This window comes from Bradyrhizobium sp. 132, from assembly GCF_023074185.1.
GTDB lineage: Bacteria > Pseudomonadota > Alphaproteobacteria > Rhizobiales > Xanthobacteraceae > Bradyrhizobium.
This window is the reverse complement of sequence record NZ_JADPKY010000053.1, coordinates 25,089-49,732: the sequence shown is the minus strand read 5'-3', so window position 1 is coordinate 49,732 and position 24,644 is coordinate 25,089. Positions and strand designations below refer to the sequence as shown.

Genomic DNA, 24,644 nt, shown 5'->3' with positions numbered 1-24,644 from the left:
CTTAATGCTCCCGCTGCACGACGTCGTCTTGCGGCTGCGCAAGGCCGTGGAACGCCTGGATTACCAGGTGACGCCGGGGACCGAGCACCATCGTCTGGGTAAGGTCGCCCGCAAGGGCCGGCAAACTGGCATGGGCCGGTTTGAGTTCGGCAATCTCATCCTTGGTGGCTGGCTCGATCAGGATCATCGTCTTCGGGGCCAGAGGTGATTCCGGATGAAGTTTGTCGAGTTCCGGCTCCACCGCCTTGCGGCTTGACCAGCGCATCGCGATATCGGCTGCCTCGCCCGGCCGGTCCATCATCGCCGCCAGGCTTTCCAGCGTGTCGGCCGCATTGGCCTTGTCTTCCAGCGCAGTGAACGCGGCCTCGATCTCGTCGGCCGTGCGCGCCGCATTTTCCGGCAAGTGCACCGTCGCAACGAAATCGACGGGACTTGTCTCGGAAAGCTTTCGAAGCTCGTCGAGATTGATATTGATATCCGCCGGAAGGTTGCTGCGCAGGGGCACGAGGTTGTGCTTTGGTTGTTCATCACTGTCTCGGCGAAGCGCTATCATGCGGGCGCGCATCGCGTTGAGGACGGTACGTCTCAGTTCCTCGAGCAACTTGACCCGGCCGGCATTGCCGGCCGCCGCTGCGATTGCCGCGTCGAGCACCGCCTTGATCTTTTCACGCGCCGCCCCGTTGATGGTGCCGGTCTTCTCGGGCGCAGCGAACCACCGCCACGCGATCGGGCCAAGCGTGATGGAGGGAAACTTGTCGACAGGCAAGCCGGCGACCCAGTGCACCTTGACCGTATGCGGAAGCAACACGCCGGTCTTGGCCTTCCACTCGGCTGCCTTGTCAATGGCAAAGGGCTCGACCGCGTCTGCAATCTCCTTGGCGATTTTCGCGAAGCGCGGTGACGCCGATGCGGTCGTCTCGTAGGTCCGCATCTCCTTGACGAAGGCCTCGACGTCTTGGCGGAATGCAGTCCATTGCGGCGCCGGCGGCGGCGGAAGCGGCGGCGGAAGCGGATCGGGCACATTGAGCGGCGGCGTAATCGTCAGGTCCAGTGTCGCGTCGATCTCTTCGTTGCTCGTCCCCGGCGCGACATCGCCCCACGGCGCAGTGTTTGCGGCAGCCAGCAAGAGATCGGCCGGCACAAACGCCGGATCGAGAGCCGCCGGCGCGAATTTCCCGAGCGGCTTTTTGGCATCCGGATCACCCTTCACCTCCAGGGTGAGGCTCGCAGGATAATGGGTGCCGTTGACGGCCTGGCCAGAGGGCGCTTTGAGGTCGGGCTTGTCGAACCGGGCGCCGATCAACTGTGGCAGATACAGCAAGTCGCGCGGTTTGCCGTCGGGATCGCTGCTCAGCGCGCCGAGCTCGATCTCGCCAACGCGCACCTGGCCGTCGTCGGTTTCGACCGATATCCGGTAGCTGACCGCAGGATCTGGCATCTGGTAAAGCCGTGGTGCTGTGTCCTTGCTGAGGCCGGCGTCGTTTTTGCCGAACCAGATCTTGAGCGCGTCCTCGAACATCCCGTCGACAATGCGAACCATCGGCCATTCGACGACGACCTTCACCTTCTTGTCGTCGCTCGTCGGCCGGTCGATCCGCCAGGACGGCGGCATCACCTTCTTGTCCTGCCAGGCAACGGCTCCATCTACACCGGCCTTCCAGGGTAAGACCAGCCGATAGCCGGCCTCATCCACCGTGGCGACGCTGGGCGGCGAAACCACCACGCCTGCCGCGACATGCGCCGTTGCATGCAGGCGGAAGCCATAGGGCATCGCGGACATGTTGAGCACGTAGGCGCCACGCCACAGATCGGGATGGCGCTCGTACATCTCGCGGATAATGCCGATGTCGACGTCCTTGGGCTCGATGTTCTGGTAATCGTCGCGCTTGGACTCCTCGATAATGGAGAGTCCTTTGGGCACCGGCAGGCGGCTGTAGTCGCGTCCATTGTCCTTGAACGGCCCGAAAGGTTCGAGCAGATCGAATTCAGGATCGCCCGAACTCTTCTGCACGAGCTTGGCCCATTGCGGCGCCGAGAACTCGCGCCAGAAGCCGACGGCCACGTGGCGCATCGAAAGTCCCGCGTCCACACGGATGTTGGCGTCGGAAAGGATCTCTTCCGGGTGGCGAGACACCACGATCTGAACTGAATCGCCGGGACGCACGACGCCGCCCTTATCGGCCCTGTTGTTTCGGCGCGTCGCCAAAATCACGGGCGCAGCCAGCCCTTCGGTGCGTTCGATGCTCACATCGGCAAAGAATTGCCGCAGAGCCACGTCAGCGTCGATGGGTTTCGGAAGCGATGCCGCGAAGTCCTGGACGGCCATCGCAGTCTTGGCCGGCTGGTTCGCCTCCGACTTCCTATTTTCGACCGTTGTTTCCGCGCCGATCGCCAGGTTCTCGTAGCGTCCGAACGGCCGAACCGCATATTTCCGCGCCTTGCCCCAACGATCGGTCTCCAGCAGCGTGACCGACAGCCGTCCGTCGCTGTCCGGTGCGAGCCGCCAGGGATTGGGCCGCGTCAGCATCGCAAACGCGAGCCCGGCCTGACTGGTTGCAGGCTTCGCAGACCCCTGCTCCATGAAGCGGCGGGTCCACGATCCAAGCTGCGCAGCAATCTGCAGACGCTTTTTTGGCTCTTTCGGAATCTTCATGTTCGGCTTGTTGGGGAAGTGGCCGAGAATCCGGATCAGAGTTGCAACCGTGTTGAACGGCGCAGACCGCTCGGGATCAGGCAGCGTCGGGTCGATCTTGGGATCGATCTGTATGTTGTCGCCGAACATCAGCGCCGCAAGCCAGCTGTCGGGCAGGTTCGCAAAGCGTCCCCAGGGACTGCTGCCCTTCTGCGTGCCGTCGTCTTCCTTCGGCGTATCGCTCGGATCGAGCTTGACGTCGCTGGGCAGCGTCAGCGCCCCAAGTTCGGACAAATCCGTGGCATCATCAAGCGCGACGAGACGGACATAGGCCAGCGCATCGTCGGGGTTCATGCCGGCGGTTCGCAGCGTCAGCTTGTTGCTGATCGGCTCGCCTTCAATCGGAAACTGCTTTTCGTTCTTCCAGCCCTGCGCCATCAGGACGCGCCGCTGGCTGGAGCCGTCGGTGGGCACCAGAGGCTCCAACTCGATGACGATCCTGTCACCGCTCTTTGCAGGCTGTATCGAAACAGTTTCGGTCGCCTTTGCGAGCCTCAGCGTTGCATAGCGAACGCGACGCTTCTTCAACTGACCGTCGAGGCCGAGCAACGGCTGCACCGCCGGCCGCAGTTCAAGCTGCACCAGAGCCAGTGCCTTGTTCTGGCAAAGCTGTTTTGCCGCGGTTTCGTCACTCGGTGCGGTGCCGAAATGCGATACCACCTCGGAAAGACCGTCGGTCGTGAACATGACGTCGACAAACGGCGCGCCGAATTGCGTGCCCTGGTACCGCGGCAACACCAGCTTCAGGGCGACATTCAGACGCTTCAGCGCCTCGCCCGACTCCAGGAAGTTACCGGTTTCAATGTCGTAGAGCCTGAATGCCGTCGCGAGTCCGAGCGTGCGCAGGATGCCCCAGCCCGCGGGATCGCGGTCGGGCGCCGTTTCGTCGAGGAACGCAAGTATCTCCTCGGCATTGAGCTGGGGAGCGGGATCGACCACCGGCTCGTAGCGGCGATAGACCAGCTGTTTGCCGCGATACTCGATTCCCTCGTAGTGATACTGGACGACGTCGAGAACGTCGGCGAGGATCGGGTGCTGAGGCGTCGCCAGGGAGACATTGACGGTAACGGTGCTCGGATCGCTATTGTCATTCGGGTCGTTATACAGCGAGGTCAGCTTGAGCACCCGATTCGAGAATCCATCGGGGTTCGCGTAGGCTTCCTGGTCCTTCGCCTTTACTTCGGGGCTCTCCATCAGGACCAGACCGCGAAGCAGACGCCGCGCCTGATCCACCGTAAGCGGTTTATTGTCGTCTCCGCCGAGAAGACCTGCGGAAAGCTTTCCGTCGTGCAGAGACGCTGGACCAGTGCCAGGCGTCTCGGACGCGAATCCAAACGTGGTTGGCAACGTCGGTAGTTCCGGTCCGCCCGGCTTCGCCTTCGTCCATTCCACGCGGATGGCGAGCGGCTGCCTCCGCGCAAACAGCGCGGCAATGTCGTTCTCCTCCGGCAGGGTCAGCAGCGAGCGCCGCAACGGACGCGTCGGCCAGACCAGGAAGGATTCTGCCGGCGAGTACCAGCTGGTACGCCGCTTGCCGAAGCGCCGATCAAGCGCCGGATCGGTCAAGCGCTGCATTTCGCTGGGATAGAGCACCTCGACCCGCGCGAAGTCGCCGGTCTCGGACGGCTCCTGGCCGCGCTCCAGCGCCGGCTGGCGCTGCACCCGGCCGATCGGCTTGACCAGCCGCAGGGAGGCATCTGCGCCTTCATCGTTTTTCGGCACCGTGGTCGCATCGAGCGAGAACAGGTCATAGCCTGCGATCAGCGTGTGCAGATCCGATGCCTTGAGTCTGCCCTGTTCATCTCCCTGAACCGTCATCTCGTCTGGCCGCGCGGTCCAGCCAAGTTTGACGGCCGTGCGCTGATCGCCATCGCACAGCAACCGAACGGTATCGGCGTTGGAAGCGACAAAGCTGTCGATCGTGGCGTCCGCCGTAGGATAGTACAAATGCAGCCGCCCGCTCGCGGGGAAGATGAAGTTCGACTTGAACGGCCGGAATTTGACGTCGACCGGATGCTCAAACCGCTCGATCGTGACGTTGACCGGAGGTTCTTCTTCAGGCTTGGCTTGGGGATCGTCGATCATCAACTGGAGTTGCGCCGGCACCCATGCCGGGCTGCGAGGCTCGGTGCCGTCGAACCGCAGATATATCCGCGCCGCCTGCAGGCGAGCGACGTTGGCCGGATCGTCCACCACGACCTCGAGCCTTGCCAGCAGCTTCTTCCAGTCGCCGTCCGATATTCTGTAGTCGATCGTTTCCGTTGCCGGTTCGGGCAACGGGCCCGGTGTCGTTCGCGCCCTGAGGCGGCGCGCGATACGGTTGACCCTGATCTTCTTGCCAGCCCCGGCACCCGTCTGCAGCACGACATCCAGTTCATCCGCACCCGGCTCCAGACGATCCGGCACCGGCGGCTCGTTGCGCGCCTGGGAGACCGCATCAGCCCCAAACACGCCGACGGGGACGGTGCGCTCGGTCCTGACACGAAAAACATAATTCCGGGCGGGCGAAAGCTCGGGCTTTGAATTTTCGTCCGTCTTCGACGCCTCCGTGGGGGTCTCCTCCTCCTCAACGGTGAGTGCAAGGAAGGTGCCGGAAAGTACAGGCGTATTCAGAACCGAAGGCATCGACGGATAGCTGAACCGCGCGATGGCCTTCAAGAGATTGTTCGGTATCTCCTTGCGCCGTTCGAACGCGACGACATGCGTATCCACCTGGCCGCGGGTGCCCGCGCAATCGACCGGAACGATCGCATAGATAATGCGTGTCGTGTCCGGATCAACCACGTCCTTCCACTTCGCTGCCTGTTTGGCCTCATCGCCGTTATTCAGCAGGACCGGCGGCAACAAGGCCGCGCGCAAGCCAGGGTCGATGTCCTTGAAATCATCGACGAACTGCAGCGGTTTTGCTTCACGCAGGCGCCGCTTGCGCAGCTGCAGATTTCCGTCGGCGTCCCGATCGGGATTTCCGTCTTTGTCTTTCAGAACGACGATGGCCGTGTGATCCGAGGGCTTGATCGTCAATTCCAGCGGCGCCGGCCGCTGCTTGAGCAACGGATGATCCGCCAACCCCTCGATTCGGCGTTCCACCCGGTAGTGCTTCAAGTGGAATTCGGGATCGCTATAGAGCGATTTTTCGAGCGGGGACGGTTTTTTCCAGGCAGGCTCCAGATCCCAGGTCGCGCGCACGCCCTTGGTCGTGATCTCGAGCTCCGGCTGATCGAGCACAGGCGACATGATGCGGAACATGCGGTCGGGCGGATTGAACAGTACGACGCCGGGCGGTGGCGGATCGATCGACGGCCCCGGCTGACGTGGAATGCGGGTCCTGATCGTGAAAGTTTCCGATGTAATCGGAGAGTCGGAGGACTTTGTCTTCGTGTCGAAGAGCTCTTCGACACGGTCGCCGCGCAGGACAAAAGTGAGACCAAGCGCCCTCAAATCGAATTCAAGCTTTGAGGCGATATAGTCTTCGGCGTCCTTGTTCAGTTCAGCGATACCGGCTCGGAAGGTCACCAGAGCCGCAATCTGCTCCGCTGCTTCGGCCACCGTGGCAATGAACGACGAGCGCGCCTCGTCGACTTGCTGCATGCGCTTGAATCGTGGACCGCAGTCGGCGCGCGAGCGCGCCGCCTGCGCGATCATGATATTGGCGGCCTCGGCGTCTTCCGGCAGCAAGACCGGATCGTCTTCCCATTGCACGGACTTGATGTCGGTTGCCTCGTAATCGACTCCTCCTATCTTGCCCGCAACCATGAAGCAGCAGTGCTGGAAAATCTCCTTCAACTTGGCATTCTGGCGGGCGTTCTTGCTGTCCTCGGCGCTGAAGCCGGCGCTGTCGCCGTCACGGCCAAACGGCGCGTCCCAGTCGGTCCAGACGTGAAGCGCGGTGCCAACCTCATCGCACCTCATTCCGTTTCTCAGCAGAGCATCCTTCTTGGCCATTCCCTGCAAGACATAGGTGGCTTCGTCCTCCTTCTCCATCGGGGCCGCATAAAAGTGACTGCGGTCGCTCGCTTCGCCCTTGGCCAAGGGACAATTGTCACGCGGGATCAGCTGGACCACGTAGGATTCGGGGCTGGCGCCATCGGACCGAGGAATCGGAACAAGCAGCGCCCAGTACGACACCGGACCGAATTCGACGCCGACGAACTCGAGCGTTTCGCTGCCCGGGACCGGCTTCTCCGTGCTCGACGTCGCTTCGCGCCTGTCGACGCCCTCGTCGAGCCGGGTTTCGGCTTTGCGCGCATTGTCGGCGCGTGACGGCTCGGGCAATGGCGCCGGCCGTGACACCGGCGCGCCGGCCTCCGGATTGGGGTAACTGGTCGCCAGACCAAGCGCCAGGAACCGTTCCACCCTGACCCGCGCCTCGGCGAGCCGGCCGCTGCTGCCCAGCGAGAAGCCGATTCCAAGCGAAAGGTTGCGTCCAAACGCGCCCACCGAGACCGATGCCTCGATCCGCGCGGCAAGGCCGCCCGGCTCGATCAGCAGCTCGACGCCGATATGGATCGTGATTGATCGCGAGAAGCCGCAGGACAGGCTGAACCATTTCGTGCGCAGCCACATCCGCACCGAAAATTCCAGCGACAGGTCGAGCGTGATGACGCCGTAGAACATCGACTCGGAAATATTGGCCGACAGATAGGCGATCAGCTTGGCGCCGAGCGCGAAATTTGCGCGCGCGGTAATGGCCGCGCCGAAGTCGCCGCCGGTGTCATAGGCGAAGGCCGCAAAGCCGCGTGCGCGGAATGCCAGGCCGTACAGCACCGACAGGTCCTCGATGCGCAGCACGGTTCCTCCCTCCACCGAGAGGAAGAAATTGCCGTTGGGCTTGCCGACCGAGAAACCCAGCTCATACGGCCAGCCATATTCCGCGTGGAACAGGCCCGGTCTGATATAGAGCGTGGACGACCATTTCACCGCCTTCATCGCCATCTTCAGTTCGGCAGGCAGCATCGGGTGGTCGCCGATCTCGGCGCCGGGATTGTAGACCGCACGGGCCAGAAACTCGCGGCGCGGCACCGACAGATACATGTAGCCGGTCAGGCTTGGATTGTTGGTCCATGCCGAATTGTTGCGCCGGCCGTCGCGCCAGTCGGCATAATTGTAGGCGATCCAGATGCGAAGGTTCAGCAGGAATGTGAGATCCGTCCTGAGCGCGACCACGATGTCGAACAACGCCAGGTTCGGCAGATTCTTTTCGCCCTGTTCGTTGTACTTGGAAGTGGTCGACACCGAGGTGAACGAGAACATTCCGCGCAAGGCGAGCGTGATCGCGGAGTTGTCGTAGGTCGGCCACCACGCCTTCACGTCGTAAAGGCTGCCCTGATATTTCGAGATTTCGTCGAGAATCTTGACAAGCTCTTTCGGCGTCTCGGCGCGCTCGGCGGCGGCAATTCCCGCCAGCGTGTAGCGATAGCCGAAGCCGAAGCCGACTTCGCGAAGATAGATGGTTCCGATCGGCGTCGGAATCTTCTCCGCCATGTCGTTGCGCTGAACGTACAGGAAGAACGCCGGCCGCTTCTCGTCGACGCCCTTCTTCTCGAGTTGCAGGAATCCCATCGAGGCCGACATCGACGCCCAACCTGATATCCGCAGCGATCCCGAGGCAAGAAAGCCCTTGGCCGTCACATCCGCCGGCAGGACGTCGGGTTGGAACAGCGTCGGCAGCTTGCCGTCGACCGCGATCGCGGTGCCCGATGCTTCCGCCATCGAGCCGAGCGAAAGGCCTACTCCCAGCCCGTCGAACCGCACCCGAGGCAAGGCCTTGCCACGCTCGGGCGGCGCCACCCAGAGTTTGTGGAAATCGAAGCGGGGCGTCACAATGTCCCCGAAGTCGGTGAAATTCACCTGGCCGGAAATCGAGAATGCCGGCGTGCCTCCGAACGCCGGCGACGCCGGGTGGAAGCCGACGCCGCGGAGTTCGAACGAGAACAGGTCGAAGAAGGTCGACCGCTTCGGCGGCTCCACCGTGACCTGGAATTCGATGTGGTTCATCAACACTCGCGGATCGGAGGCAAGCGGCGCTTCGTCCAGCACAATGCGCAGCGCAGAGATGTTCTTCAAAAGGCCATCGGCGAACGCGTTGGAGCTTGGCCGGAATTCCGCCGATCCGGTCAGCGTGAAGTAGAAGTGATACTGCCCTTGCCGGACGTATTTCAGGCCGAGCTTGGTGACAGTGATGGTGAATTGCGTACCCTCGCAACGCAGCGGATCGCCGCTCTTGTCCAGCACCGCCTTGGCGGCCTGGAGTGCAAGCGCGCCGTTCTCCTGGGTGAAGTTGAGCTCGATCGACGCCTTGGCTTCGCCAACCAGCGCCGGCGGCAGATTGCCGTGTCCTGCGAGACCAAAGGTCTGGATCTGGCTGCGCTTGACCGCGAGCTGCCCCTTGTCGAAGCGGAACGGCATGTCGACGCCGGCCAGCGTCACCGGGTTGGACTGCACCTGCGCGCTGAGGTCGATGCCGTCGCGCGACACGATGAAGCTATCGACCTCGAAATCGAGCGTGCTGCCGCTGGTCGAAAGCTTGTCATAAGACAGCTTGATCTTCGCCGCCTCGCTCAGGCCCAGCCGTGGATCGCCGTCGCTGAAATCGAGGAAAAGCGGCGCGAAATCCACGGGTGGATCGCCGCCGTCCTTCGTGAGGAATGTGCCGTGCAGACCGAGCAGATTGATTTCATTCTTGTCGATCTTGATTTCGAACTTGCCGCCCTTGATCGCCATCGCGAGCGTGTAAACGTCGATGACGAGGTCCAGCTTGGTATCGACGGCCGTGTCGGAAATCTTGACCTCGACATCGATCGGGATCCGGATCGTCGGCAGATTGATGACAGGCTTGTTGCTCGCCTTGACCCGAACGTGCTGGCTGAACTGATCCAACAGATTCCCCCCGGGGGTCGCGTCCGCCTTCGGCTTGCGGAACAGCGAGAGGATGCGATCGGGATCGATTTTGGCATCGATATCGAATGCCGATGCGTCGAGGTTTGTGAGTTCAACCCAGCGGGCCGCCAGCAACAGGTGACCGACGGGAACGACCACGCCCCCATTGGGGCCTTGACCCGGGAGTTGCGCAGAGACCGGCACGGTCTTCAACTGCTGAAGAAATTTTACCCGACCGTTGTCGACGACAATCAGCGCTACCGCCGCCTTGGGATCCTTCGGCGTGACGTCAAGCTTCATGAGCGGCGCGTCTGCCGTGCCGTTCGTTTGTCCCGACACCGGCTCGGCCGGCCCGTTCTCGTGCCCAAGCCAGAGATCGGTCGAAAGCGTCACCTTGCTGGAGCCGGCGCTCTCAGGCTGCAGTGCAAGCGCCAGCCAGCCCTTATCCAGATCGCAGACGAGTGCGGGGGACAGGTTGTAGGGGAAATCGAGCTTGAACCCGAGAAATTCGCGCGTGAAAGACTTCAGGCTGGCGCCGGGATCACTGGGGGTGACCACAATCTGGACGATGCGCCATTGGCCGAGATCGACGCGGACTTCCACGACGATGTACTTGGCGACCGTCTGCGCTTCCTTCGCGATTGCCTCAGCCAGGGTGGAGACCAACTCGGCAATCATCTTGAACGCTGCCTCGGCGAGACCGGCCAGGGCCCGGACACCGGCCGCCCCCTGTTGCGCCAGCCAGGCAGCGGCCGACGCTGCAAGCTCCCCTACCCGCCGCAGCACCTTGAGGAAGCCGTCGAGTGAAGGCAGGTCCGGCGTGCCCGGCAAATCCTGCTTGGGCACCTCGAACTTGTGGATCAGCGACATCAAGCGCTCCGCACCGTCCTCGATGACATGCGCGGCAAAGAGGGCGAGCTTGATCGGATAGGGTTCGACCAAGTCCAATTTGGTCAGTTTAGGTGTCAGCTTGTCGCCGGCAAAAGTCAGTTCGAGTTCCGGCGATACGGCCAGCACCAGATTCGAATCAGTACTTGCGCTAATGACCAGCCGCTCGACCTTGATAGTCACCACGACCGTCAGCCCTGCGATCTGCGAGAAGGAGGCTGTGGCGGACACTTTCACGCCGAACGCCGTGACCACGAACGGGTTCGCTTTGTCTAGCAGGTCGATCTTGGCAAGAGTCTGCTCCGCCGTGCCCGTGGAGATGTTTGTCGCGGTGATCGATACCTTGTTACCGTTGACGGCGATCTCGACATCCTCGGCTATTAGGATTTCAGTGCCGGAAAATTTGACCGTCGCTTTCGACTTCGTCGAAGATTGCGTCAGTTTGTTGCCAACAACCGAAAAATCCAGATTGGGCTTGGGGTCCCATTCAACGACAATATCGAGGTGGGGGAGCGGCGGAAGGCGAAGCAAAGGCAGATCCGGAAAGGGGATCTTCAGCGCGTGCAGCGACCATTTCGGCAGTGGGATATGAGGGAAGTGCAAGCCGAGGTGCGGCAGCGCCGGCACTTCGATGCGTGGCAGGGCCTCGAGCACGTTGCTGCGCGTCAGCTGCACCTCGATGTGCACCGCCGCATCCAGTCCGGCAACGGCGAAGGGCGAGTCGAGTCCTGCCGAAAATACCGCCGTCGCGCGCGCGCGAAAGACCGGTTCATTGGAATTTGTGTCTCCGAGCAGTCCGGCCGGATTCAGCTCCAGGTCGAAGCTGGTAGCGACATCGGCAACGCCGGTGATGCCGAGAAAGTCCGCAACGACGCCATCCTGCGCGGTTCCGTCCGTCTTCAGCTGAAGGCTGCGCAGCCGGTCGTGCAGTTCGTTGAGCGCAATGGCCGCGAGGCGCTTCGCTTCGCCGCTCGCCTGCTCGACCGCCTCTTTCCAGTTGACAAGGCGCTTGTCGGAGCCACCGGCGTCGCGGACAAGCATCGCGTCGATCAAGAACGGCGAACCGAGCACCAGCGCTCCGGTTTCGCCGGAAAACTTGAGCTTGAACGTGGTGACGTTGAACGGCGGTTGATCCTGTGCGGCTTCAAGCCACGCAGATACCGGACTATTGCCGTCTCCGTGAAAAAAAATCTTCGTCATCCCGCCCCCAGGGATTGGAAGAACTCAAAAACGTTCTCTAAAAAGTCCAAAAAAAATTATCTATCTAGAGTAGAAGGGACAGGTAGGCGTTATGTCAATTGAAAAATACCTACCCACGAAAAATAAACACTCCACACCGCGCTTCTCTGCTGGGCACCGTTTTCGGGCGAGCTGGATCGAATTCGCTCGCCTGTCCCTCACGGCCAAGACCCGACGCTCGATGTTGACCAAGTGAACGACGCTAATCCCAACTTGGGCACATGGGAAAGCAAGCGCAAATAATGGTGGTTTTCAGCCGCGACTACCTCAACGAGGTTACAGCAGAATGGCTAAGTACAAGAGCCCCTAGCCGGGGCTCTTCGTCTTTCCATACTGGTGATCGACTATAGGGCGGCAAATCGCCTCGATACGCGTCCGAAACCCGTCAGTGAGATCACCGATCTTGTCGTTCTTCTTGTCCTCGTTTGGGCCACGGAAGATCAGCTCGCGCAATTCTCGCTTCTCCTCTTTAATCCGCCGGTCCTGTTCGTCATATTCGATTCTGTCGATGTCGAAGAGCTGCCCGGCTGCGCCAGCCAATTGTGTCCGCGCGTTATAGACCATCTCGAAAATACTATCGGTCTCGGCTCCGAACACTGCCATGAACCGCGGCTCGATCTTGCGCAATCGCTCGAAGAAATCCTCCCGCGCTTCAATACGCCGTATGACCGCATAAGCGCCCTGCTGCCCCTCTTTGATCTTCACAACGATGCCGCCCGGCACGGATCGGCTTACATCCGTGCCATCTTCGTATTCGTGGCTTCCAATCGCTCTTGCTCGGATCGCCTGAAAGACGAATTTCGATTCGTACGCGAGTGTCAGCGCGTCCAGAGCAACTTCAATTCTGCGCTCTTCGATCTTCTCTCGTTTGAATTTCGAGAACGACCTCAACCCGAGCGCCGCCACCGTACCTGTAACCGCAATCCCTGCCAGTGCCACTAGCGGAGCAGTGAAATCCTTGAAAACCTCGTACGTATAAGTGTGTTGCACGCCACCTTTTCCCGACTAGTCCGGCACGCAGTTGCGCGCCTCCCTGTGAGCGCTGTTCACGGCAGCTTGCCGCGTCTTACCCGTCGCCCTGAAGCGAATTTTGGTTTTCGTGTCGCCTTTCCAAAGCTCGCCTTCAGCTACCCATCCGCTGCCTTCCTTTTCGAGCGAATATCTCGCGCTGTACTTATCATTAATTTTGAAACTCGCCATTTTAACGCTCCGCCTCCAGAAGACGATGCAAATGATCGAGGTTGGCGTTAAGGACTTCTATGTCCCTGATAACCTCGCTTGCGAAAGCTGGGGCGTCAGAGTCTTTTTTCTTGTTCAGCAGGACAGAAATATCGCTCAGGATTTTGTTCTTGCCCTGCCCATCCGCGTTAATGCATCGCTCAATTGCCCTGGCAATGTGATTGCCGGCGAACTTGTTTCGCATCTGCCGCAACCGTAGCATCGCTTCCCGTGCAGGCTCATCGTTCTCGTCGAATTCTTTCTGCAATTCCTTGTACGTTTTGGCTTTCGCTCTCCCATTCGCGATCTGCTTTATTTCATCCAGCATTCCTTCGCCCCAGAAATGCAGCTTTCCCGCCGCTTCCTTAGCTTTTGCGATCTCTCTGCCTCCCGACATGTACGCTACGAATGCTCTCAAAGTCTCCGTGACGACTGCTTCTTTAACTCTCTCAGACATTTCCCCTCCCCTAAATCCCGACTTTCCCCTGGAAGCTGAAATTCCGGGGAGATGGAAACCATATGAACCACACAACTTGCCTCCTTGTCCTCAGTTGCAGACCGAGGACCGTTGACTATCGCTGGCACGGGACGTCGCGTTAGCGATCCGTTCGAAGATCAAAGAAGTTACCTGCCTCAACGCTTCGGCCGGCATCTCCTACAACAAGTTTCTGGCGAAACTCGCCTCCGACTACCGGAAACCGAACGGCCAGTACGTCATCACGCCGGAGATCGGGCCGGCATTCGTCGAAGCCCTCCCCGTCGGCAAGTTTCACGGCATCGGGCCGGCGACCAGCGCCAAGATGAACTCCCTAGGCCTCCACACCGGCCTCGACATGCGTAACCAGTCGCTCGAATTCATGCAAACTAACTTCGGCAAGGCCGGGAGCTACTATTATTGGATCTCGAGAGTTGTCGATAACCGGGAGGTACGCGCCGACCGGATTCGGAAATCCGTCGGCGCCGAAAACACATTCTCCACCGACCTCACCGACTTCGACGCCATGGTCCTCGAACTCGAGCCGCTCATCGACAAGGTCTGGCGGTACTGCGAAGGCGCCGGAAACCGGGGACGCACGGTGACGCTTAAAATGAAGTTCAACGACTTCGAGATCATCACGCGCAGCAAATCCGTCCCCGTCGCGGTTTCGAGCCGCAGCGATCTCGAACGCCTATCCGTCGCTTTGCTGCAGAACGAGATACCGGTCCCAAAGCCGGTCCGGCTTCTGGGAGTCTCGCTATAGGCGCTGCAGCATGTCGACGACGCGGAATCGCAGCTAGCGCTGCCGATGTGATCGCGTCATGTCATTTCCTTTTCAGGTCGATCGTTGAGTTCGATCTGTCCCGACAGGATCTTTGGGAGAAGACGATCACGCTCTTCCTGCCGCGTTGCGCGCGAATGTGGTCCTCCAAGGTCACGTGATCCGGCGATCGGCCCGAAAGCGAGGCCAGCCTCCATGCGATTAAAAGCCCAGACGCTGCATCACGAGCTAGGGGGCTTATATCAGCGAACGAACTCGGCGCATTCAACCGAACGCTTCGGTTGCCTTGTTCAGTGCAGCTCCAAGCTTCACGGCCACCTCGGGCGTTGGCATTTCACCTTCAGCGAACTCAACAGTCACTTTGAATCGAAGGGTCAGATTGCCTGCCGCAGCCAACACATCTCCCATCGCTTCGACAAGCTCTGTCAGCTGACTGCTATCCAGCACCCCTGATCGAAATCCGGCTTGGCCGTAAGTCGATTTTGGAACCGCCTCTTGCATGACCGGTGAATATTGTCCGCCAGCAGGTGTGACCTCAGGCAACCCAAGTTCGAGAGATGCTGCTTCATGAAACTGACATGGCCATGATACGGCTCCAGGAAATACACGCAGAAAGCCACTATTCAGCGCGCCCGTTATGGCAGCCTCGACTAACTTCCAAGGCATCGATGTCACGCCACGCTGCGCAGCGACGGCCTGCTCGATTGAATGTGCTGTCGCCTTTCCTCCGCTCCATGCGTCAGGCAAGGCCTCAGGGGTAAGGGATGAAACGTCGATCGGCTGTGGGGGAATTCGAAGGATAGCTGTCTTCGAAACAATCCCCGGGGGTGGCAGTTCGCCCCAAATTGAAGCTGTTCCGCTCGCCAACCAAGCGGAACCTGCCTTTACCGCCTCTGCCACAGCCTCCAGAATTTTACCCTCGGGACAACGCGGAATGGGCTTTTGTTCGGTCCAGCCATCTTCGGGGTGGTCAATCGTAAGCACATAGCCGCCGAAATAGGAGATGAGATCAGCGACCTTGACTCCATTTTTCCAGTCGAGGCCCTCCAGTTTCGATGGTGCCAGCAGGCTTGCATCGATACCGTCAAGAATAGCCGCCGGGTTCTGCACGGCTTCCAATGCATCGTCGTTAAGCGCCTCTTCATCGATCTGTGTACGCCACCAGGTGCGCGCGCTTCCGTCGGGCCGTTGAAGCGAAAGTACGAATAGGCCCTGCTCGCAACCATTTGCCACAGTATCCAGCAGATCCTTACGGCGAAGCATCTTTGGAAGCTTCGGCTGTTCGGCAAAAGCACCCACGATGGTTTTTACCCTCCGCCTATCCTCATCTTCGCGCCACAGATCGAAACCACTTCCCGAACCGGGCAGTAATGCATCGGGCGCCAGAGCTACGTCAGTAATGCGAGATTTCGAATCTTCCTTGATCGTCGTGAACAACGGCTTGGCTGGATCTACGGTTACCTTGAAAGCAATGACTGAATCGTCGCTCCCTCTTGTAACCACGATGCAATATGCCTGCCTAATAGCGTCGACGATGTCCTTCTTCGACCCAGAGACGGCACTGTCCAGCATTGAAGATCGAACCGGGTCAACTGCCTGGGACGAAAGCTGCGCTTTCACCTCCAGCCAAGCCAGATAATCTTTCACCCTTTCCTGAGCCTGGGCCATTCCCGCACGATCCGGCGCGGCAATCACAATGGCATTTTTGGCAGAACGAGGGTTGTGAGGACCAGTAACCTCTTCGCAGAAGCGCACCGCTGACGCAGACGGTTTTCCAGATTCAGACTGTGCATTCGGACCAAGAATAACGTACCGAAATTCACCATCGTTTGGCACTTGATCCGGACCGGTCGGCAGTTTGTGAACGCGAGCGCCTAGCGTCGACGCTCCGGCATCCAGCCACTTAGCAATCTTTATTTCATCAAGAAGCATCTCGTCGACAGCAGATTTGCCAACTCGATTCACTCGGGCGTCGTCATGCATCTGCTTAAGATTCGGCTGGAAGCCAAGTCTCCAGGTTTTTGGAACGCCACGAGATCCGTCCGCGCGCTTCTCGGCGCTGTCGAGATGCATTTCATCCAAGAACCAAGAGCGAGTGGCCCAAGACTGCAGACCTTTCTCTAGCGCAATCTTGTCGGGTTTCGATGCGCCCAAAAGCGAATAGAGATCCGTAATGCGCGCGTGGTTAGCGCCTTGAGGTTGCGAGTGCAGGAACGTACCGGCCACGGCCTGCTCGACCTCACGCCCCGTGAGCGCCGGTAACTGTTCTTGAGCTTCCCGAGCAAATCGTAGCTCTCCCTGCAGAATAGCAACCCAATCTTGTGGGGGGCCGTCTACCTGATCAACCCGCGCTACTCCCGCGAGGTCGCTGAGCGCGGGTGAAAGCTTGTCTTCTCCCGGTTGCGCCAAAAGTATGGACGCTCCCGCGATCGGTGCGGTGTCCCAAGTCTCAGCATCGCGCAACGCGACGGCAAAACTACGAAGCACACCTCTAGTGCGCTGGAACAAGGGAAGGCCACTTGTCCACTTTGTGTAGAACACCTCCATCATTGCCGGATCGAATGGGAAACTCGCGAGATACTGTTTCTCTCTGTCGTCACGTTGTTTTGCTGTCTTGGCAAACTCCGGGTCGATTGCAGACAGTGCCTTCACCATGGCAACAACGTTCGGGCGAAATGCCTCTTGGTCTCTTATTGTATCTGGGTCAAGGAGCCGGCGTCGAAGAATCTCAGCGACGTCATCTTTTCCGACCGGTTGAAACGGTTCATCCTCCTTACGTCCCATAATGTTCGACATATCAGAAAGAAGCTGACGCCCAAACGGATCATCGCGCTTAGGATCTGATGCAAGGAGCGAAACGATCATCGAAGCAGTGCTCACCTTTGCTACAGCCTGGGTCAACGACTGGAGGAAATTCAAGAACTGCTCACGAAACTGCTCACCGCGAATCGGATCCTTCGCCATCTCGCCCGCATACATGAGCACTTCATCGAATAGAATGAGTGTAGCAAGGCCTTCCTCGCCGGGCATCTCTAGGAGCTTTTCCAATGCCAAGTCACGCGGAGGAGTTTCCCGTTCTTCGTCCTTTCCATCGGCGCGTAGGACTCGCAAGCCGTCAGCTCCGGCGACCTGAAAGGCGATGATACTCCACGGATACTTCAGGGTGCGCTGCTCGCCTGACGGACTCCGCACCGGCACGCCAAGCTCCGGGTCGAGTTTGTCGAAGCACACGGCCGCCACACGTGCTTTGGGAAAATCACCGCCCATCGCGCTTAAAAATTCCTTCACGGCAGGTAATTCCGGAAGAGCCGCTGAATCTCGAAAAAGATGGGTTAACGTGATTAGAGTATGCGTCTTGCCGCCACCATAGGTTAACTCCAGCTGACGTATCGCCTTATCGCTCTTCCCGCGAAGGCGTTCAGCGGTGGCCGCTGCGATGTCACGTTGAGCGCTCGTGGCATAGCTGAGAGAGAAAAATTTCGCTGGGTCTTCATAAAGCGGACGTTTACCCGTGCGATTAACAACGTCGAACAGATCCGCCGCAAATTCTTGCAAGGAAAGTTGCCCAGTTCGCACATCTTCGCGGACCCTAACAATTTGCGCCCAGGATTTAACAGTGTTCGCCGACATGGTCTTTCTCCTGGGTTATCAAAAAATAAGGGGCGCTTGTGCAAGCGTGGAAATGCCAGCCCGCGACCTCAGATGATTGCTAATGGACTCCAGAATCGGCGCTTCATCGCCTTTGTCGTCGCGGCGGGCTAGTTCGATTAAGGCCTGCACGAGTTGAGCAAAAATTGTGTCGCGCGCTAATCCATTTTGGTCGAGATATGCATTTACTTTCGATAAATCTCCGACTTTCCACAACTGCATGAGTCGGTGCACGCGATCTATCATGGGCACCGGAAGCCCACCGACCCCCTCCAAACCTAGAGACTTACGTTTCCGCTGATCCCAACGCCGAAGCCGCACCTTGCTCCCAGTACCACTGCTCTCAGCATCCGCCACTTCTTCGTCTTCTGACTCCTCGTCCTGTTCCGTGCCCGCGTCACTAGACCCGATCGTACCCTTGCCGCCAGCGCGCACGAGGATATCGAAACGGTCAGCAAGATCTGCGTCCGAAAGCCCGCAGGACAACGCATAAAGGATACAAGCGCCAATCGGCGCTTCAGTCATACCGAAGCTGTCGCGGTGCAAGACGTAGTAAGTTGTGATGTCGTCCATGCCGATACGCTGCACGTCCTCGTCAGACCCGGTAGCGGGTTTAAGTACGCGACCAACAGCAAATTCCACCACAAGGCGACGCACCTCGCGAAGAAACTCAGACACAGGCATTTGCTCACGTTGACCAGAGCTAGAAGTTTCGCGGTAGACTACCGGATGACGGCTGAACGCTTCGAGTGCCGGGCCTGTGGCAGCCCAAAGAAAATCTGGGCCACGAATGCCGGCGTCCCAAAACCGATGCATCTGGGTGCGAATCTTCTCTCGCATTTGCGCTAACACAGGACCAGAAAAACCCGGACGCGCAACTGCTGGACGTTTGCGACAAACGAGCCAAACGGAGGAAGATAACGCAGCCGCGGTAAGTGCGTTCGGACGACTAGATCGCTCCGTTTGAATAGGCAAACTTCCTTCAACAACAAACCCTGCCCGAATAGCCGCGTTGACAAGGGTTTCCCATGCATCAGGATTCTTATTGGCAAAGACAATAACGAAGATACCATCTGGACGTAGGCACGCGCTGCATCTCCGAAATACAGTCGCCATTCCGTCCTCAAAATTTCGTTTCGAAGCCTCCTTACTACCGCCGAAGCGACTCGCCTCATCAATCAGCTCACCATCTCCCTCCGCGTGATTCCACTTTGGGCCGGCTGCCGCATTGAATGCTGCATCGATTTCGGGAGATAGGCCGACCAACGATCGTCGCAGCCAGACGTAAAAAAAATCCATCAGGTCCGAGTAAGGAATCGCATCGTAATAAGGAGGGTCGGTAATAATCGCGTCGAACTCACCATCTACTTGAGTCGCGCTACTGCACAACACTTTAGGCGGTGAAGCACCTTGCAGAGATTCGGAATTACGGAGAACGACTTTCGAGATCCAATCGATACCGCCGAGATAATTCCCGGTACTACTGGATAGCGGGCTCGTTTCGGTAAAGTCCCACACGATCGGAATCGCATAGCGTGCAAACGTTCCGCGAAGCGTTTCTCTTTTGTTATTCCAGCTGCAGATCACGCTTCCATAATCAGCCAATCGGTCAATCGCAAGGGCAAGATATGCCGTCAGACTCTCGATCCAAGCAGGTGGATATCCGTGGTCGCGGAGCATAGCGGGTGCGTGTCGTATGATGTTAACAAACGTACCCAATGAAACGAGTTGGCGCGGCAGAAAGAGATGCTCCCACCGGGTCAGCCCATATGGCGGCGTTGAAAACCGAGTACCGCCGCCACCTCGACTTCCGCCCAGCGGTATAAGCTCTGTTGGCATACCGTATGGAACGGTCTGAAAAACTTCGGATAGGTCCGCGGCTGCCGACGCTGCAGCCTGTTCTTCCTCAGGTTGAGGACTCCGGTACTCTTTTCCGTGATGCCCCTCGACTATCACGGCAGTCATCCTCGTTCCTAGTCGTCCCGCTACCGACTCGTACTTCAAGTTTTCTAGTGCTGTGATGTGATTGCAGCACGGACACGTTGCGCCAGCCCGCGACAATGTTCCCTGCCCTGCTACCCGATCGATCTCATTGCGCTGGTTAGCGGTACCAGATGGCACAGGAACGTCAGAGTAGACACTAAGGTTTACTCCGTCGCGTTTTCCATTTGGCTCCATTTTCAACAACGCTCGCTTAGTGCGCTTCTGGCAGAGCCACCTTGTCTTGAGGAGCGGATAAACCGCGCGGCAGGCGGGACAGCAAAGTGTGCGGGCCCAAAGGTATGCTACGGTCGGTTTAGAAATCCATCGTGGAGTGCGAGAATCACGGAGCTCTGCACCTGTGAGGTCCCTATTAAGTTCCTCTATCGCAATTGAATTGTCCCTATCTGATGGCAGGCGCTTGAGTAATTTCGGTTCAACGGCCGTCGCACCATCCAACGCTTGCCACTCGGCGAACGTAGGATAGCGCGCAGAGAGTTGCCGGCGAGCTTCTGCTAAAACCCATCCGCCCCAAGCGCGGACATGCCACCCTAATGGTGCCTCTTCCCAAGGATGGTCGTCTAGCAGACCATGCTGAATCGTTTCGCCACGTCCGGCCGCGGACATCGCCTCCACTGCTTGTTCGAGTCTAGCGCCCTTAAGATCCAGAGCCTTCAAGAAGGTCGTAGCGAAACTCGGGTCACGCATGGCATGTTTCGGCAACGGAAACTTCTGACCCGCCAAACGTTGCGGATAGTCAAGAGTGCATTTTAGGATAAGCCACGCGACAGGGTTGAGGTCGTTAGCCACGACGTCACAACCGAGCCTCATTGCCTCCAATGGGATGGCGCCTCCTCCAGCGAAAGGGTCAAGAACACGGGGAGGCCGCCCCCCGTTTGCGTTGGAAATCTTTTCGCGAAACCAAGCGACATCGGGCGAAGCCTCCTGACCCCACCATAAGATTCCACCGTCCGCTTCGACCTTCGCGGCCTCAACCTTACTGCCAGCTTCAGTCTTGGTTTGCTTCTTCAGCTTAAGCCGGCCGCCCAGCCGACGGACCAGTTGATTACGCGCCTCGTCATCAATTGGATCGGGGAGGAGCGCTGCAGCGATTGCCGCGCGCGATGCCGCCAACGGCCTTCTAGCCGGCCACAGATGCAATGTGGAAATGTGCCCATGACGCATGTTCTTCTCATGCAGAGAAGCGGCTGATGCCTCGGCCAGCGGGAACGCAGTTTCGATCAATCGTTTGTCTGACATTGGCTCGTCTCAATCCTGTTCCGCCAGAGCGCGAATGTCTCCGGCAGTAAACGTCATCCCGGTCTTTGATGCACCAAGAAGCCGAGTGAAGGGATCCTGCACTCGAAATAGATTTGGTTTGGGTGAGGCGCAGTCGAGAACAACGTAAAGCCAATAGCGTTCACCGAGATTTGCGGCCTTTGCCCACTCGTTCTGGGTCATGAAGACTTCGCCGCGATCTGCTCTACCCTTCACCTCAATGCATCGCGGCGTAGTGCCGGGACGCTCAGACAGGAGATCGAAGCCAGGAAAGTCCGATAGACCAACCGCCCGAGCGCGCGCCGCTGTAGAAACATCGCGGACGTTGCCCCGAGCATTTTCCTCATGCGAAATCGATAGCTTCACGGCGACGGCCTCAACCTGGGCGTCAAATCGCTTTTCGTCTTCGGCGTCGACTGATGGCACGATCAATGCGTGCGCGACGAAGCGTACGGGGCCGAGCATGATCTGATCTGGTTCGGCCTTGATCGCTGCAAGCCGATTCTCTCGGACTCTGGAAAGAGCTGAGTGGCGGGTTTTGACAAGTTCCAACTGAACCGACGCTTGTTTTTTTCCATCCTGAGCAGCTTGGCGGAGACGATTGCGGGCGCGTGTCAACTCCGCTTCTTGGCGGTTGAAACCTGCCTTCACGAGATCGATGCGTTGGGGCAGATCGGTCTCGACAATCGATCGGTGCGAAGTAACCAAGCCCGCGCCGAACACGTCGGACAGCCACTCACCGGCCTCGCGCAACAGTCTCTGGCACTCTCGGCCGACAGGATATGCTCCCGGCTTGACGTCTTTCGCCCCCCTAAGGAGGAGCAGCCACTCAACGGGGCACTCCCGGATCGATCCGTCTGAATCTTGGCGAAGGCCAACGAGACGATGTTCCAGCACGTCCTCCCCGGTGGGACCTCGGCGGAGAACGGTTGTCGTCGCGAGATGGAACAACGACGCTTCCTTAGCGTGCGGGTCTACAAAGGCAGCACCACGAAGCGCATCGGAACCGAAGCGCTCCTGCAGTTCACTGGAGATCGCGTCAAAAACGGGTTCACCCGGGTGCAGCCAGATCGCCTCCTCGCCAAAACCTGGACGATGGACCATCAATTTCTGACGCGCTTCGTAGGGATAGGTTTCTATCTCAGGCGCAATAGTGTCCATCGCGCCGTGCTGCCGCACCTTAAAGCGAAAGCCGGATGACACATCTCCATCGATTCCGAGACCAAGCAAAGGCGCGGACCTTTCGACGAGCCGTTGTACATAGCCCGGCATCAAACGGAGATACTGTTCACGCTCCATGTCCTCGCGCATGACAGGCAATCGGGCCTTCACATCACCGCCGTCGCCATAAAGCGTGCGCTCCTTAGCTTCGAGTGCGCGTAGCTGTTCTATCGTCAGCACGCCCTCGATCCCGTCTGCGACTTCTTCGCCTCGAATGGCCGCATCAAAATAGGATTTCAGTGATACGTTCTCGAAGAGCCGGCCGATGACGTCGAACACCTTGTCCGAACCGAGTTCCTTACGGATTGTCTCCAGCTTGTCGAGCAATATCTTCATGACCTTGCCCTCGCGGGTTTTCCACGCCACGAGGTTCGCGATGTAGACGGCGTCTTTCTTCTGGCCGTAGCGGTGGATCCGCCCCATGCGCTGTTCAAGCCGCGCAGGATTCCAAGGGACGTCGTAATTTATCATCAGCCAACAGAACTGAAGATTTACGCCCTCGCCGGCTGCGTCCGTGCCGATGAGATACTTAGCGCCGCCGCTATCGATGGGTTTTCGGAAAAAGTCGACCTGTCTATCGCGTTCCACATAGTCCATGGCTCCGTGCAGCTGAGCCACCTGCCCGGCGAAGCCGAGGCGCTCCAGTTGTTCGGTGAGATAATTCGCTGTGTCGCGGTGCTCGGTGAAGATCAGCATTTTTTCGTTCGTAAAGCGCGGATCTTTCATCGTCTCAAGCAACTTCGCGAACTTGGACTCTCGTCCGGCATCGAGTAGGTCCTGTGCCATCTGCCGTAGACTGAGGACGCGATCCCGCTCGTGGATCAGGTCGGCGAGGTTCTCGGTAACTAGCGCGCCAAGAGTCTCTGATTCACCCGCTTCAACCGCCTCGCCACCATCTCCGGCATCGTCATCAGCCGTGGCATTGGCGAAGAGATCGAGTTCGTTATTCTCGGCCTTCTTTTGAAGATCCCGTTGCGTTTTCCTTACTGCCTCAAGGCCATTTTCCTCGATCGCTCTGATGGCTGCAGAAAGCTTTTCAGCGCGCCGTTCGAACGATCTTTTCAGTGCGAATGTCGAGGACGCAAGACGACGCTGGAAAACCGCCATCGCAAGCCGAGCGGCCGATCTATTCAGCGTGGATGCCTTGTTGTAGATATCGCGAATATACTTGCTCGTCTCGTCGTAAAGTTCCTGTTCGCTACCCGGCCCTTGAGTTAAATCGAATCCGAGAGTGTCGCAGATGCGTTGCGGATAGAGCGGCGTTCCATCAAGTTTAACCATCTCTTCCTTGGTACGTCGAATGAAATGGCGTGCACGGCGTTCCCGCGGAAAATCAGCCAACGCCTCCGGCGTGCTCAGCGCATCTGGTTCGAGCAGACGCCAAAGGGCAAAGTATGGATATGGCTTACCCATGTGCGGCGTAGCGGTCAGCAGCATCATTGACTGAGGCGCCCAACCCAAGTCGAACTCGGGCTCTTCGGGAACAATGCCAGCGAGAGATTCAGCCAATCTGTAGCGCGCTGTCTTGCGAACAGTCATATCGATCGGATCACGATCGGCTGAGAGCTTGTGAGCTTCGTCGAAGACGACAAGGTCGTAGCCGTGGCCGGCTAAACCTGCTTCGCGAAGGCGCGCAAAGGTCCCTTTCGACCGAAGTGTGTCGAGGCTGACAATTGCAAAATTTGCATCGGGCTCTAAGAAGGGATTACCCTTTGCCGCTTCGCTGCCACGGATGATGCGCGCCTGGATTCGAAACAGGATGCGCAATTCACGCTGCCAGTTTCCCACCAGGCCGGCTGGAGGAACGATAAGCACCCGCTGGATCAACCTACGAGAGAGAAGCTCGCGGATGGTGAGTCCAGTCATGATGGTCTTACCGGCGCCCGCATCGTCAGCGAGCAAGAAACGGATAGGCCACGACTTTAAGATTTGGTCGTAAACCGCGACCCTTTGATGCGGGAGCGGATCGATTAGTGAAATTTCGGTTGCGAAAGTCGGGCTCGCCAGGTGACCGCTAAGGAGACGAGTGGACTCGGCAACAGCAGCGACGGACTCCGGGTCGGCACCAAAGTCCATTTGGGGACTGTTGAGGGAGTCCGCACCGGGCGTCCCCGCGGGCACGGCAGAGCGGCCCGCTAGATCTTCGATCCGCGTCCATGCGAGGTCGGTGGGATCGTTTTGACCATTTTCCCAACGACTGACAGTTATGGGAGACACCCCGACCAGAGCGGCGAACTCAGGCTGTTTGAGGCCCATGGTCCGGCGAAGTCCTCGGATTCTTTCCCGATAATCAAAAGGAAGCGCCAATATCTCCTCCTCACACCAAAATCGAGAATTAGCACTTG

7 protein-coding genes and 1 pseudogene are annotated in these 24,644 nt (G+C 58.8%); 1 reads left to right on the top strand and 7 read right to left on the bottom strand.

Going from position 1 to position 24,644, the window contains the following annotated elements:
• Position 1: 1 nt before the first annotated feature.
• The 4 genes from IVA74_RS09185 to IVA74_RS09170 form a co-directional block, all read right to left on the bottom strand.
• On the bottom strand, positions 2-11,656 hold the full coding sequence (locus IVA74_RS09185) for a hypothetical protein (RefSeq protein ID WP_247341925.1): 11,655 nt from the start codon (positions 11,654-11,656) through the stop codon (positions 2-4).
• Positions 11,657-12,001: 345 nt separating this feature from the next.
• On the bottom strand, positions 12,002-12,685 hold the full coding sequence (locus IVA74_RS09180; protein WP_247341922.1) for a hypothetical protein: 684 nt from the start codon (positions 12,683-12,685) through the stop codon (positions 12,002-12,004).
• A 15-nt stretch (positions 12,686-12,700) separates the two neighbouring features.
• On the bottom strand, positions 12,701-12,895 hold the full coding sequence (locus IVA74_RS09175; protein WP_247341919.1) for a hypothetical protein: 195 nt from the start codon (positions 12,893-12,895) through the stop codon (positions 12,701-12,703).
• Position 12,896: 1 nt separating this feature from the next.
• On the bottom strand, positions 12,897-13,370 hold the full coding sequence (locus tag IVA74_RS09170; RefSeq protein ID WP_247341916.1) for a hypothetical protein: 474 nt from the start codon (positions 13,368-13,370) through the stop codon (positions 12,897-12,899).
• A gap of 121 nt (positions 13,371-13,491) precedes the next feature.
• Here IVA74_RS09170 and IVA74_RS09165 point away from each other — a divergent pair.
• Positions 13,492-14,154, top strand: a pseudogene (locus IVA74_RS09165) (DNA polymerase IV); the annotation flags it as partial.
• Positions 14,155-14,436: 282 nt separating this feature from the next.
• Here the strand turns inward: IVA74_RS09165 and IVA74_RS09160 are convergent.
• From IVA74_RS09160 to IVA74_RS09150, 3 genes are read right to left on the bottom strand one after another with little or no spacing between them, the layout of a single operon-like run.
• The gene (locus tag IVA74_RS09160) at positions 14,437-17,802 is read right to left on the bottom strand and encodes a DUF499 domain-containing protein (protein WP_247341913.1); all 3,366 of its coding nucleotides are present in this window, start codon (positions 17,800-17,802) and stop codon (positions 14,437-14,439) included.
• A gap of 18 nt (positions 17,803-17,820) precedes the next feature.
• A complete protein-coding gene (locus IVA74_RS09155) occupies positions 17,821-21,060 on the bottom strand; it encodes a DUF1156 domain-containing protein (protein WP_247341908.1) in 3,240 nt (1,079 codons plus the stop codon).
• Positions 21,061-21,069: 9 nt separating this feature from the next.
• Complete coding sequence (locus IVA74_RS09150) at positions 21,070-24,606, bottom strand: helicase-related protein (protein WP_256467577.1); 3,537 nt, start codon at positions 24,604-24,606, stop codon at positions 21,070-21,072.
• Positions 24,607-24,644 lie beyond the last annotated feature (38 nt).

What these genes read in the sequence shown, in the direction of transcription:
- IVA74_RS09185 (WP_247341925.1), bottom strand. Translation starts at nt 11,656, where the DNA reads ATGACGAAGATTTTTTTTCACGGAGACGGCAATAGTCCGGTATCTGCG.
- IVA74_RS09175 (WP_247341919.1), bottom strand. Translation starts at nt 12,895, where the DNA reads ATGGCGAGTTTCAAAATTAATGATAAGTACAGCGCGAGATATTCGCTC.
- IVA74_RS09170 (WP_247341916.1), bottom strand. Translation starts at nt 13,370, where the DNA reads ATGTCTGAGAGAGTTAAAGAAGCAGTCGTCACGGAGACTTTGAGAGCA.
- IVA74_RS09160 (WP_247341913.1), bottom strand. Translation starts at nt 17,802, where the DNA reads ATGTCGGCGAACACTGTTAAATCCTGGGCGCAAATTGTTAGGGTCCGC.
- IVA74_RS09155 (WP_247341908.1), bottom strand. Translation starts at nt 21,060, where the DNA reads ATGTCAGACAAACGATTGATCGAAACTGCGTTCCCGCTGGCCGAGGCA.